Raw genomic sequence first — 12,558 nt, 5'->3', positions numbered from 1 at the left:
TAGCGCGGCTTTCAACAGCAACGACATTCGCTGTTTAGCGCCATTCCCTGACGGTTGATGCAGGCTCCGCCCGCAACGCTGCCCGGATGTTACGGCAATCGCGGCATCCTCGCCCGCCCTCCGCCGCTGTCGGAACCCCGGCGCACCGGGGCCCCGACGCCAAGCGCTGGATCAGGGTTTGATCGTGGCAACGACCTCGCCCTGGCTGTATTGCAACGCCACGTTGTACGTCTTGCCACTCGCGTCGCTGGCGATCGCCTGGCTGAACTTGCCTTCCAGGTGATCGGCGGTAACCACCGTATAATGGGTTTGCCCGGTCAATGTCGGCACCTTGAGCAGCAACGAGCCGCCATCGAGGAAAGCGCTGCCGGAGACCTGCAACTGCGCCTGATCGGCGAGATCGAGCGAGAGCGTACCAGCCTTTTGCACGAAGTTGGCGACTTTCAGGGCCCCCTGCGCGTTCTTGTCGGCGCCCGCCTTGATTGCTATGCCGACCGTTCCGCCCTGCTGATACAGCGTATTGCTGCCGAAGGCGCGGGCCGAACCGGCCACCAGGCCCCCATCGACCAGCAATGTGCCGCCGCTGTACGAATTGTCGCCGTTCAGATGCAGCGTACCCGTGCCATATTTGCGGACCCGGCCGGGGCCCGATATGTCGTTCTGCCAATAGTCTTCCGCGTTAAAGCCGCTGCGGTTCGTGCCGTCCATGGTCACATCCACATCACCATCGAACGCGCCGTATCCGTCAGCCGCCGCCACCAGATCCAGCCGCCCCCAGCCATGCGACTGGTCGATGACGGGGTAATTCGATGCGATCTCGGTGGTGGCGAGAACCGCCCGACGTTGTTGCGCGTCAAGATAGGGAAAACGCGACCGCAGCAACACTTCGGCGCCCTTGGGTACCTCCGGCGCCTTGACCGGCTCGTTCAGCTTGCTCAGGCCGTACGTAAGAAACGCCCTGTAGCGCGCCTTCATGGCTTTGTGGGCTGCCACGGTGTCGGCGCTATGCGCCCAAGCATAGACGGAATCGTACCCGGCGGTTTTCGCCTGGTCGCTGAAGTATGCGTAGGCCTGCGCCACCGCCTGGTCAGCCGCGCCCTGATTGCTGCGATCGTAAAGCGTCGCCGCCGTTACAGCCTCGCCCATGATGCGGCCACCGATGACATCCAGCGGCGAGTGCATCCCGGCGACGATCCGGTTTTCACCGAGTTCAGCCGCTCGGGCCGCCATCTCGGCAAAGCGTTGCGGGATCGCGTAGGCCATGCCGAGGCCGCGGTCATAGGCTTCGGTGGTATGGCCGCTGGGGAACGCCGCATCCTTGGCGCGGCTGGATTTCCAGGTGCCGGTGCCGTTGAAATCGCTGGCGTAGGTGCCATCGCCATTGTCGGTGTATACCGAGCGGCGCGCGCACTTCAGCCCGGTAATGGCGCGGACGAGCGGATCGCTCGGCTCTTCGAAATATTTCGTCTGCGTGGTGCCGTCCGGGTTGTAACAGGTCAGTTTCTGCAAACTGCTCTTGTCCTGCCCATTGAAGGAGGCAACCGTATAATCCCCGGCATTGATGCGCCACGGGCGCGGCGATTCAAAATGATACTTGGGCGCCTCGGTCGAGGCTCCGTAGCCCGCGATATCGCTCAGCAATGATACGACCGCGTCCAGGCTGTAACCGGTCTGACCGTAGTTTGTACCACCCGAGCCCCCGTCGCTGATCGAATTGATCAAGTGGTTGCTGTCGGTGATCGAAAACGAGGTCTTGTTGCCGGAAGCCGGATCGTAAACGATCTGATCCGGGTTGCTACTGTCTCTTGACAACGTTGTCACCGAGTGTGCACCGACGCGATAGGCGGGGGCCAGCGGCCCGAGCCCCGAGGTGATGCTGTAGCCCTTCTCCCGCTGGTCGTCGAGATAGGCGCCGCGTTGCGACTGGACCTGGGAGCGGTCGACGTCCGGGGTGCTCTGCCCGGCACGGGTCAGTGTTTTGACGTAATCGAAATTTTCCTTCCAAATCGTCATATTGAGGACTTGGGCGTTATCGAACGAAACCGTACTCAGAACGCCGTTGGTCTGTTTCGTCCCGCCACCCGCGACACCGGTATAGCTGTACGTGCCCTGCGGGCTGCCCGATTTTAGTTTGTCCGAACCATAATCCGACCAGGTCGGGTCGCCCAGGATGTAGATCTTGTTGAAACCCTTCAGGATCTGCAGCATGGGATCGTAGGTCGGGCTGTAGGCGATCGCGTAATTATTATTATTGGTCTCCGCGAGATGGCTGTCCACGACCGCCTGTTCACCCGATCCGAGCTGCGGCGTGTCGACTGCCTGGATATAACCGACCCCTTGCGGAACACTCGGTTCGGTATAGGTCTTGGCGTTGTTATTGTTATTACTATTGTCGTTACAGGCGGACATCGTGACAACCAGCGCCGCGACCGCCAGGCCCCACCGTTTATCTTTGCAAACCATCATCGTTTCCTTATTTTCCCAAGAACGATAAAGGAGAGGGCCGATAGGAGGGGCAGCGCGGTAATGGTAACGTTATCAATGTTGCCGGCTTCACCAGACAGCCGAACCGTCAGTACCCGTTACTTTCCACAATGCAAGGCGCTCGAACCTTTGCAACCCCCGGCCCGACTCCACCGAGCCGCTAGCTTAGTTTCGCAATATGACGTATATATTAAGAAAAGTGTTTTCTGGCATAAATTATTAAAAAAAATAAAAATTTCGAAAGTTGATAGAGACTTACCGACGATTACGGCATCCGCCATCTCGGGCGTTGGCGGCGGGATACGGACACAAGCCCCGTCCCGGAACACGTTGCCGTGCGTGCACGCGGCAGTCGCCCCCCCCGATTTGGATATATTAATCCGGCATCAAAACAGCCGACTTCATCCGCTGTTTTCAACGCCTTCAAAAATAAATGCCGGCGCCTGTCCGTCTTTTATTTTCCGAGCCTTAGCGGCCAATGGCCACGTCGAGCATGCGGTCGCATACGCGCGCTATTAAATTGAGCGTTATCCAGGCCCGTTGCCTGTGCAGCGGTAGCGCTTATTGCACGCAAGCGTGAGTGACGTCGGCAGCCCAAAGTCAGACCGGTGATTGATGCCGCTTGGTGACCGGACTCGGGCCCTGCCCCGACCGCGCATACGACGGGATCTTGGCGATCGAGCGCCCCAGCCCTTGAAGTGTCAGATTTTCTTACATCATCGATGGTTATCAGACGGAGATGAAATTTAGCCCCATGTTTTTATTGCGTAAAATTTTCTGGATCGTAATTTGCTTATAAGGCATCTCTCTTAAGAAAAAACAGAGGATCGGCGCTTGCGCTAACCTCACCGACCCGGAGATTTCCATGACACCAAAACATTTCGGGCTTGCAGTGCTTGCGAGCCTGTCGCTGCTGATTTCAGGGCCGGCGCTGGCCACTGTGACTTATCTGAATTTCAGTACGTCGGGCATCAGCGGGGCACTTGCGTTGACCTACGGCCCGGCGACCGATGCCTTGTTTTCGGATGGCCATGAAATCACCGCAATCTCCGGAACGTTTTCCGACGCCAATAACGGGCTCGATATCGCCAACGAGAACGTCACCTCGCTCGTCGCGGTCAACAATGCGACACCGGAGCCCACCAACCACCTCGCCCCCCATGATTTCAGTCGGTTTGCCGTTGCTTTCGGTTTATCGCCCAATAGCAACGGCTATCTCACGTATGACAACCTGATCTGGCCGGACGGCTCGCCCCAAACGGCTACCGACTATCCGTTTCACGGCGGTTTGCTGGATATCTACGGACTCTTGTTCAATCTGGGTAATGGCGACGTGGTGGGCTTGTGGAGTGACGGCATCGGATCGCCGGGCTCGAGCGGCAATGCGTTCTACGGCGTGGCGGTCGCCACCCAGACTCAGGCACTGGATTATGTTTCGCCCGGGGTGTCGGTACCGGAGCCCGGTTCACTTCCCATGTTCCTGGCCGCCTTGTGTCTTGTGCTGTGGGTGGGACGTCGGCGCCTTGGACTAAGCGTTCGCCTCGATTAGCGGATAATTCGAGCATCGAATACCGCGTTATTAACCCGGCACAAAAATGGATGATTCTTCGGCTTAATAGCGCGAGTATGCGACTGCATGCTCGCCGCGGCCATTGGCCGCGAAGCCTTTGAAAATAAAAGACGGACAGGCGCCGGCTTTTATTTTTGAAGGCGTTGAAAACAGCGGATGAAGTCAGCTGTTTTGATGCCGGATTAATAACCGAGTGTCCTGTCACGTGAGTTCGCGTCATGGATTTCGGGCAATCCTTATTGCCCGGCGCGGTGACGCGAAACAAAGCGCACGAAACAGCCTGATTAATAGGCATTACAGAACACTCGGATCGCGCCGGTCGGCGTCGGGCCCGAGGCCGACGATGAGGCAACGCCGGCCATTTTCCGAGCCGGGCAGCACCTTGATCGCGAGACCGGTCCAGCGCCCGAGTCGCGGGCCCGGACGAGGACGCGGACCGGAACGGGTGGTACGGCGTGGTGCCTCATTACCGATTCAAGTCCATGCGATAGACGCCGATAACCTCCATCCGGCCATGGGTACTCGCAGGAAGAGGAGGCGTTATGAACGCAGGAAGCAGCGTGAATTCGGCCGTCAATACGGCGGTCGCGCTACAGCAAAAAAACCAGAACCAGGACATACAGGCGAACCTGTTGCGCAAGTCGCTCGATAGTCAGTCGTCGCAGCTCAGCCAGCTGATGTCGTCGGTGGAAGCGCAGCCCGCGCCGGCCACGAGCGGCACGGTTGGTACGCAGATCAACACATACGCCTGAGCACTACAGCACGGACAACCCCTGCAAGGTCGCTCTCACGCTGTCGTCCAGCGGCGTCTGCGGCTCGGCGCCGAGAAACGCGGTCAGCGCGGTATTGTCGAGACGCGCATCGGTTTGCCAGTGAAAACGGATTTCGCGCATTTCACGCAGCGTCGCGTTGAACGGCGCCAGGAGCGACAACAAGCGCCAGGGAAAGCGCTTTACCGGCAGATGGAGCGCGCCGGCGGCGCGTTTGATGCTGGCGGTCATACCGTGACCGCCGCCATCGTAGTAGCCGGCAAAATGGTACCGCGCGGCCGGCTCCAACTCTTGCTCACGATCGGCGAACCGCGCGAAGGCCTCGCCCAGGTCGGGCAGGTAGGCCCAGCTGTGGCCGATACCCGGCCGCCCGGGATAGACAATTTTTCGCAGCGGCTTACAGGGCTTGACCAAAACCTGGGAAAACCAACTGCTACCGGCACGCGGCCCGTAGAAGTCGCCGGCCCGAACAATCAGCGAGCGTACCCCATCCGCGGCGGCCGCGGCGAGATTGGCTTCCATCCGGGCCCGAATCCCGCCTTTTCTGGTCTGCGGGTTCTGGGGCGACGTCTCGTACAGCAGCGGCAGCGCATCCGCCCCGTAGTTGTAAATCGTGCCGGGAAGAAAGATACGCCCGCCCTGGGCATGAGCCGCCACGATGGTGTTATCCAACATGGGCATTACCTGGGTGTCCCAATGGCGATATCCCGGCGGATTGACGGCATGCACGATCACGCGGGCTCCGGCGGCTGCCTGTACCACCGCCTGCCGATTCAGCGCATCGCCCGCCACCGTTTCAAAGCCGTCGGCCCGCAACCGGACGGCCGCCGCACTGTCTGGGCGTCGAACCACGGCGCGCACCCGCCAGCCGTGCGCGAGCAGCGCTCGGCCAATGGCGCCGCCAACGCCACCGCCTGCACCCAATACCAGTGCCTGACCTGTTGTATTCATGAGCCGATCCGGAGAGATGAGGGAAGCTCACGATAGGCGCGGACAAGCTCGGTTAGAATTGGCAAACACCAACCAGCGGCCCGTCAATGATGAACGAGCCTTCTCAGCTTGAATGACACCGACTGGGAGCGCTATCGCGCGTTTCTCGCCGTCGTCGATACCGGCAGCCTGTCGGCGGCGGCGCGGGCGCTGAACGCGATGCAACCCACAGTGCGGCGCCGCATCGAGGCGCTGGAAAATGAGCTGGGCACCGCCCTGTTCACCCGCTCCCCGAGCGGGCTCGAACCGACCGCGATCGCCCTCGACTTGGTCGCCCCGGCACGCGCCATGGCCAACGCCGCGCGCGCCTTTTCGCGCACGGGCTCGGCCTCGGCCGATCAGATCTCGGGCGTGGTACGCGTGACCGCCAGTGAAGTGATGGGAGTTGAGGTGCTGCCCGCGCTGCTTACGTCACTCATGGCCGAACATCCCACGCTGACCATCGAACTCAGCCTGAGCAATGACAACGCCGATATGCTGCATCGCGAGGCCGACATCGCGATCCGGATGGTACGCCCGACCCAACACGCGCTCATCGCCAAACGCATCGGGCATATCACGGTTGGCTTGCACGCACGCCGGGATCTGATCGAACGCCGCGGCATGCCCGCCGACCTCGACGATCTACGCCGCTTCCCGTGGATTGGCTTCGACACCGAAACGGCGAGCATCCGCACGATGCGCGCCCTGGGGCTCACGGAACAACGACAGGACTTCGCCTACCGGACCGACAGTGACATGGCGCAGCTCGCGGCCATCCGAGCCGGCCTGGGGATCGGCGTGTGCCAGGCGCCCCTGGCTCGCCGCTTTCCCGATCTGGTGCGGATTCTTCCCGATCTGATGAGCTACCCGCTCGAAACGTGGGTGGTCATGCACGAAGACCTGCGGCGCGTGCAACGCGTCCGCCTTGTATTCCGTCACCTGGCCCGCCACCTGAGCGCCTACATACGGCTGGATGAGCCGCCAGATGGGACCGGCCTGTAGCCGCGTGTCTGCCAACGCATGTCGCAAGACCCCAGGTTCGCGGGCGACCCGTTGCTGGTACGCGCGGGTCGCGGTCTGGTGCCGACGCCGTATGCCGCGGCAATACACGATCACGTGCATGAACTGACCCGCGGCGCCCGGGCAATGCTGCAACCGCGCAACGATCGTCTCGAGCTTGCTGCGCTGGAGCGTAATTTCACCCTGCGCGCCAACGAGGCTTTCGTGGCGTTCTTTTCCGTTCCCCTGATGCAGGCCGTTGACGCGGTAGCGCCGCACGTCCGCCTTTGCTTTACGCCCAAGCCGAACAAGGATGTGGCAGCGCTACGCGACGGCTCGATCGACCTGGAAATCGGCGTGGGAGACACAACCGCACCGGAGATGCGCGCTCGCTTGCTGTTTCACGACCGGTATGTCGGCGTCGTGCGAGCAGGCCATCCGCTGCTGGCGGAGCCGAACGTGACCCCCGAACGCTATGCGGCCTGCAAGCACGTGGCCGCCTCCCCACGCGGCGAGGTCGCCGCTTCCGTCGACGAGCCACTGGCGGCGCTTGGATTGCGGCGGGAGATCCATACCGTTGTTCCCGGTTTCCCGGACGCCATGCGGATCGCCCGTCACTCGGATTTGGTGGCGCTGGTCCCGCAATCGTGCCTCGGGAATGCGCTGGCCAGCGACCACGCCGCCAAGCTCGGGCTCCAACACTTCGACCTACCGGTCCCAACCCCGGAATTCACGATTGATGCCATGTGGCACCCGCGCATGGATGCCTACCCGGCACATGGCTGGCTGCGCGGGATTGTGTTCTCGGTGGTACAAGAAGCCTATCCGCGCCTTGCCGACAATGGCTGACGCCGAACTGCGCGCGCGGCTTGCGAACTTGAAAGGCTATCCCCTCATCCCGCTGCCCAATGTTGGAGTCCACCAACCCGCGGCCAGGTCTTGCCTCGCACACACCGCCAAGCCTGACGCCGAGTGTTCGATGCATCAAACCGCGCCATGCGGCGCGCCCGGCTCACGGGCGCCGATGACGTTTGTCGCAGGCTATCCACACCGTGCCGAAGGCCGGATAAGCCTCTGTATAATACACAATAACTGAAGCATCGATTGTATCTTCCTATATATTGAATATTCTAATAACGAGAGGTCACAACGATGCATAAAGCGATTCTGGCAACGGCAGCCGCCGTTGCGATGGGGGTGTCGTCGCTGGCGATGGCAGCGGATACAGTCACTTTCGGCGTGCAGGCGCCGATCACGGGTAAATATGCCAATGAGGGTCAGGGCATAGAAAAAGCAGTCAAACTGCTGGCCAAGGAACAGAACGCCAAGGGCGGCCTGCTCGGCAAACAGATCAAAGTGCAGGTGTGTGATGACGAGGGCAAGGCCACCCAGGCCGCGCTGTGCGGACGCCGTCTGACCAACGCCGGGGTGTTCGCGGTCATCGGCAGCTATACCTCGGGTGCGGCCTCCGCGGCGCAGCCGATCTACGCCCGCGCCAATGTCATCCAGACCAGCGACGGCACCGCCGACGAACTGACCCAGCGCGGCTTCAAGACCTTCTTCCGCAATGCGCCGCCGAACAGCGCCGAGGCCAAGTTCACCGGCAAGTATCTGGTCGATCACAAGCACTACAAGCGGATCGCGGTGATCTCCGACCATTCGAGCTTCTCGAAGGGTCTGGGCGACGCCGTGGCCGAGGCGATCAAGAGCGACGGCGGCCACGTACTCACCCGCGCCTATATCAACTCCGGCTCGCAGGATTTCACCTCGGTACTCACCGATATCAAATCCAAGAACCCGGACGTCATCTACTTCTCGGGCTACTACTCCGACGGCGGCCTGCTGCGCTCGCAGGAAAAGCAGCTCGGTATGAACGTGCCCTTCGTCGGCGGTGACGCCAACCAGAATGTGGCGTTTGCGAAAATCGCCGGCGACGCCGCCCAGGGCTCGATCATCGTCAACGTGCCGGCCCCGGAGAATCTGCCCTACAAGGCAGCCAAGGAGTTCCTCGCCGCCTACCAGAAAGCCTATGGCGAGGCCCCGCCCAGCATCTTTACCCTGACCAACGCCGACGGCATGCGCGTAGTGATGAAGGCGGTCGAGGAAACCCACAGCCTCAACCCCAACAAGGTCGAAGCCTACCTGCACCAAAAGGTCGACAAGTTCCCGGGCATCACCGGCCCGATCAGCTTCTCGTCCAAGGGTGAACGTATCGGCAGCGCGTTCCAGGCCTTCGAAGTGCAGGCCGACGGCAGCTACAAGACGGTCTACCCGACCTCCGCATCGGCCAGCTGATCGACGCCTGGCTCACCACAGGGGACGCACCACATGAGCGAGTTTTGCCAGCAATTGGTGAACGGCCTGACCGTCGGCGGTATTTATGCCCTGATCGCGCTGGGCTATACGATGGTCTACGGCATTCTGAAGCTGATTAACTTCGCACATGGGGACTTGTGCGTACTCGGCGCCTTCATCGGTCTGACCGTGATCTCCAGCCTCGGGGGCGCCGCCGGCTCCCCCGCGGTCTGGGTGGTCGGGCTGGCCTTCGTGGGGGCGGTGGTGGCGGTATCCTGCGCCGGGGTGTTGCTGGAGTTCACCGCCTACCGGCCGCTGCGCAGCGCGCACCGGCTGTCGGCGGTGGTCTCGGCGCTCGGCGCCTCGATGATGCTCGAAAACGGCATGATGCTGATCTGGAGCCCCCAGACCCTGGTGTTTCCGCAGGGCTCCCTGCCGAGCATCAGCTGGAACATCCACGGCGTGGAGGTGACCTTCACCCAGCTGCTCATTATCGTCGTGTCGCTGGCGCTGATGGGCGCCCTGTATCTCTACGTCAACCGCACCCGCTTCGGCACCGCGATTCGTGCGGCGGCCATCGACCAGGATGCCGCGCGCCTGATGGGCATTAACGTCAACCGGGTGATCGTGAGCGTGTTCATCCTCGGGCCCGCGCTGGGCGCGATCGGCGGTCTGTTCATCGGCCTGTACTATCGCCAGGCGGTGTTCAACATGGGCTGGATCTACGGCCTGAACGCGTTCATCGCCGCCATCATCGGCGGTATCGGCAACATCCCGGGCGCCATGCTTGGCGGCCTTCTGCTCGGTCTGTTCAACGCCCTGGCCGCCGGCTACATCTCGAGCACCTGGCAAGAGGCCATTACCTTCGGTCTTTTGATCGCGATTCTGCTCGTCCGGCCCACCGGTATTCTCGGCGAACGCGTGGCGGAGAAGGTATGAACACAAAAATATTTCGCTGGCTCGGACCGCTCGTCTGGGTCGCCGGGCTGGCCGTGCCCTTCGTTCTCGGCGCCAACTGGATCAGCATCCTCGCCATTTTCGCCATTTATGCGGTGGTGGCCCTGAGCCAGGACATCGTGCTCGGCCGCGCCGGGATGTTCGACATGGGCCATGCCGTGTATTTCGGCATCGGCGCCTATGTCACCGCCATCCTGAACACGGTCTACGGCGTGCCGGTGCTCTGGAGCATGATTCCGGCCATTATCACCGCGGCGCTGGTCGGCGGCCTGCTCGCGGCACCGATCGTCAAGTTGCGCGGCGACTATCTGCTGGTGGCCACCATCGGCATCAGCCAGATCTTTCATCTGGTGATGGTCAATAATGTCGGCGGCGTCACCGGCGGCCCGGACGGCATCTTCGGCATCGGCGTGCCGAGCCTGTTCGGCCACGCCATTATGTCCCAGGGCGGCAACTTCCTGGTCGACTGGGTGCTGCTGGGGCTGGTGCTGCTGCTGATGAACAACCTCGAGCACAGCCGCCTCGGCCGCGTCTTTCGCTATCTCAAGGAAGACGAGCTGGCGGCCACCACGCTGGGCGTGAACGCCCGCTACTACAAAATTCTCGCCTTCGCCCTGGGGGCCGGGGTCGCCGGCGCCGCCGGCACCCTGTTCGCCAGCCAGCTGGCGGTGGTTTCGCCGGGCGCCTTCGTGTTCACCGAGTCGGTCACCCTGTTCGCGATCGTCCTGGTCGGCGGCCAGGCCTCGATTCCGGGCGTGCTGCTCGGCACGGTACTCATGTTCGTCGTGCCCCAGGTATTTCGCGAACTCGCCCAGTACCGCTACTTCGTTTTCGGCATTGGCATGATCGTGGTGATGGTGATCCGTCCCCAGGGTATTTGGCCCCGACGCAGGCGCATGGAATGACTGACAGCAACGCACTACTCACGCTCGACAACGTGGGCATCAGCTTCGGTGGCCTGCGCGCCGTGGACGCGCTCGATTTCAGCGTGCACAAGGGCCAGATCGTCGGCCTGATCGGGCCCAACGGCGCCGGCAAGACCACGGTATTCAACATCATCACCGGGGTGTACAAACCCACCGACGGCGAGGTGCGCTGGAAGGGTGAGCGCATCAGCGGTCTGCCGCCGTATCGCGTCGCCCACTGCGGCATTTTGCGCACCTTTCAGACCATCCGCCTGTTCAGCGGCATGAGCGTGCTGGAAAACGTGCTGGCCGGCCAACACATGCGCACCCGGCAGAGCTGGCTGTCCAGCCTGCTCGCTACCCCCGGCCAGCGGCGCGAAGAACGCGCCCTGCGGGAAAACTGCATGGAAATCATCGAGCGCCTGGATCTGACCGATGTGGCCCACGAGCTGGCCACGTCCCTGCCCTACGGCATCCAGCGCCGGGTGGAGATGGCGCGTACCCTGGCCGCCAGTCCGGAACTGCTCATCCTCGACGAGCCGGCCGCCGGCCTAAACGACCAGGAATCGGCCGAGCTCAACGACACCATTCTCGGCATTCGCGACGCCGGCATCACCGTGCTGCTGGTGGAACACGACATGAACGTGGTGATGAAGGTCACCGACAACATCGTGGTGATCAACTTCGGCAAGAAAATCGCCGAAGGCGATCCCGCCTCGGTGCGCAACAACCCGCAAGTAATCGAAGCCTACCTGGGCGCCGACGACGACGATGACGAGGCGGCCGCATGAGCGATCTTCTGACGGTATCCGACCTCCACGTCAACTACGGCCAGATCGAGGCCCTGAAGGGCGTCTCGCTGCGGGTCGCCGAGGGCGAGGTGGTGGCCATTCTCGGCTCCAACGGCGCCGGCAAGACCACGCTGATGCGTTCGCTCAGCGGTCTGCTGCGCCCGAAGTCGGGCTCCATCGTCTATCGCGACGAGGAACTGGTGGGCGTGCGCGCCGATCTGATCGTCGGCAAGGGCATCGCCCAGTCGCCGGAAGGCCGGCGCGTGTTCGGCACCCTCACGGTCGAGGAGAACCTCGGGCTCGGCGCCTATACCCGGCCGCCGGCGGAAGTCGGCACCACCCGTGCCGAGGTCTACCGCATGTTTCCCAAGCTGGAGGAGCGGCGCGCGCAACTGGCCGGCACCCTGTCCGGCGGCGAACAGCAAATGCTGGCCATCGGCCGGGCGCTGATGGCCAAACCGCGCCTGTTGCTGCTGGACGAGCCGAGCCTCGGCCTGGCGCCACTCATCGTCAAGGGCATTTTCGCCGCACTGCGCGAGATCGCCAACTCGGGTGTCACCGTGCTGGTGGTCGAGCAGAACGCGCGCATCGCGCTCAAGCTCGCCGACCGCGGCTATGTGCTGGAGGTCGGCCGCATGGTCCACGAAGACAAGGCCTCGGCCCTACTGGCCTCGCCGGAAGTGCAGGAAGCCTATCTCGGCAAAAGCGCATGACTTGTCCGCCGCGGGCCGACGGCTCGGCCCGACCCGCGGCGGACGACGCCTTTTAAGGTCAGACATCGAATGGCCATGTGACGCATCAGACAAGATCTGCCC

The 12,558-nt window shown here is 62.3% G+C and carries 11 protein-coding genes; 9 read left to right on the top strand and 2 right to left on the bottom strand.

Features of this window, described 5'->3' with window-relative positions:
• Window positions 1-171 precede the first annotated feature (171 nt).
• Window positions 172-2,208: a phosphatase PAP2 family protein gene (locus ACS8Y6_RS07970; RefSeq protein ID WP_440855346.1), complete on the bottom strand. Its 2,037-nt coding sequence runs from the start codon at window positions 2,206-2,208 to the stop codon at window positions 172-174.
• A gap of 1,141 nt (window positions 2,209-3,349) precedes the next feature.
• Here ACS8Y6_RS07970 and ACS8Y6_RS07965 point away from each other — a divergent pair.
• Together ACS8Y6_RS07965 and ACS8Y6_RS07960 are read left to right on the top strand one after the other, a co-directional pair.
• Window positions 3,350-4,033 (top strand): PEP-CTERM sorting domain-containing protein, encoded by a 684-nt coding sequence (locus ACS8Y6_RS07965; RefSeq protein WP_440855345.1) that lies wholly within the window; start codon window positions 3,350-3,352, stop codon window positions 4,031-4,033.
• 563 nt (window positions 4,034-4,596) lie between these two features.
• Window positions 4,597-4,806 (top strand): putative motility protein, encoded by a 210-nt coding sequence (locus tag ACS8Y6_RS07960; protein WP_440855344.1) that lies wholly within the window; start codon window positions 4,597-4,599, stop codon window positions 4,804-4,806.
• A 3-nt stretch (window positions 4,807-4,809) separates the two neighbouring features.
• Here ACS8Y6_RS07960 and ACS8Y6_RS07955 read toward each other — a convergent pair whose 3' ends face one another.
• Window positions 4,810-5,775: an NAD(P)H-binding protein gene (locus tag ACS8Y6_RS07955; protein ID WP_440855343.1), complete on the bottom strand. Its 966-nt coding sequence runs from the start codon at window positions 5,773-5,775 to the stop codon at window positions 4,810-4,812.
• Window positions 5,776-5,883: 108 nt separating this feature from the next.
• On the opposite strand from ACS8Y6_RS07955, the gene ACS8Y6_RS07950 reads away from it, so the two are divergent.
• From ACS8Y6_RS07950 to ACS8Y6_RS07920, 7 genes are all read left to right on the top strand, one after another.
• The gene (locus ACS8Y6_RS07950; protein WP_440855342.1) at window positions 5,884-6,798 is read left to right on the top strand and encodes a LysR family transcriptional regulator; all 915 of its coding nucleotides are present in this window, start codon (window positions 5,884-5,886) and stop codon (window positions 6,796-6,798) included.
• An 18-nt stretch (window positions 6,799-6,816) separates the two neighbouring features.
• Window positions 6,817-7,644, top strand: a complete 828-nt coding sequence (locus tag ACS8Y6_RS07945; protein ID WP_440855341.1) for a LysR substrate-binding domain-containing protein — start codon at window positions 6,817-6,819, stop codon at window positions 7,642-7,644.
• Between the two features lie 303 nt (window positions 7,645-7,947).
• Window positions 7,948-9,090, top strand: coding sequence for a branched-chain amino acid ABC transporter substrate-binding protein (locus tag ACS8Y6_RS07940; protein ID WP_440855340.1), 1,143 nt, complete (start codon window positions 7,948-7,950; stop codon window positions 9,088-9,090).
• Window positions 9,091-9,123: 33 nt separating this feature from the next.
• Window positions 9,124-10,029, top strand: coding sequence for a branched-chain amino acid ABC transporter permease (locus ACS8Y6_RS07935; RefSeq protein WP_440851486.1), 906 nt, complete (start codon window positions 9,124-9,126; stop codon window positions 10,027-10,029).
• Window positions 10,026-10,952, top strand: a complete 927-nt coding sequence (locus tag ACS8Y6_RS07930; RefSeq protein ID WP_440851487.1) for a branched-chain amino acid ABC transporter permease — start codon at window positions 10,026-10,028, stop codon at window positions 10,950-10,952. Before ACS8Y6_RS07935 ends, ACS8Y6_RS07930 begins: the two co-directional genes overlap by 4 nt.
• Window positions 10,949-11,743 carry an ABC transporter ATP-binding protein gene (locus ACS8Y6_RS07925; RefSeq protein WP_440851488.1) on the top strand — a complete coding sequence of 265 codons (795 nt, stop codon included), beginning with the start codon at window positions 10,949-10,951 and terminating at the stop codon, window positions 11,741-11,743. The genes ACS8Y6_RS07930 and ACS8Y6_RS07925 overlap by 4 nt, the downstream gene beginning before the upstream one ends.
• Window positions 11,740-12,456: an ABC transporter ATP-binding protein gene (locus ACS8Y6_RS07920; protein WP_440851489.1), complete on the top strand. Its 717-nt coding sequence runs from the start codon at window positions 11,740-11,742 to the stop codon at window positions 12,454-12,456. The genes ACS8Y6_RS07925 and ACS8Y6_RS07920 overlap by 4 nt, the downstream gene beginning before the upstream one ends.
• Window positions 12,457-12,558: the final 102 nt, after the last annotated feature.

The organism is Salinisphaera sp. RV14 (genome assembly GCF_052044135.1).
GTDB lineage: Bacteria > Pseudomonadota > Gammaproteobacteria > Nevskiales > Salinisphaeraceae > Salinisphaera.
Note: the sequence above shows the minus strand (reverse complement) of the source record. Positions and strands in the feature narration are given on the sequence as shown.

Coding starts and splice junctions, on each gene's coding strand:
- ACS8Y6_RS07970 (WP_440855346.1), bottom strand. CDS start 2,208: ATGCTGCAGATCCTGAAGGGTTTCAACAAGATCTACATCCTGGGCGAC.
- ACS8Y6_RS07965 (WP_440855345.1), top strand. CDS start 3,350: ATGACACCAAAACATTTCGGGCTTGCAGTGCTTGCGAGCCTGTCGCTG.
- ACS8Y6_RS07960 (WP_440855344.1), top strand. CDS start 4,597: ATGAACGCAGGAAGCAGCGTGAATTCGGCCGTCAATACGGCGGTCGCG.
- ACS8Y6_RS07955 (WP_440855343.1), bottom strand. CDS start 5,775: ATGAATACAACAGGTCAGGCACTGGTATTGGGTGCAGGCGGTGGCGTT.
- ACS8Y6_RS07945 (WP_440855341.1), top strand. CDS start 6,817: ATGTCGCAAGACCCCAGGTTCGCGGGCGACCCGTTGCTGGTACGCGCG.
- ACS8Y6_RS07940 (WP_440855340.1), top strand. CDS start 7,948: ATGCATAAAGCGATTCTGGCAACGGCAGCCGCCGTTGCGATGGGGGTG.
- ACS8Y6_RS07935 (WP_440851486.1), top strand. CDS start 9,124: ATGAGCGAGTTTTGCCAGCAATTGGTGAACGGCCTGACCGTCGGCGGT.
- ACS8Y6_RS07930 (WP_440851487.1), top strand. CDS start 10,026: ATGAACACAAAAATATTTCGCTGGCTCGGACCGCTCGTCTGGGTCGCC.
- ACS8Y6_RS07925 (WP_440851488.1), top strand. CDS start 10,949: ATGACTGACAGCAACGCACTACTCACGCTCGACAACGTGGGCATCAGC.
- ACS8Y6_RS07920 (WP_440851489.1), top strand. CDS start 11,740: ATGAGCGATCTTCTGACGGTATCCGACCTCCACGTCAACTACGGCCAG.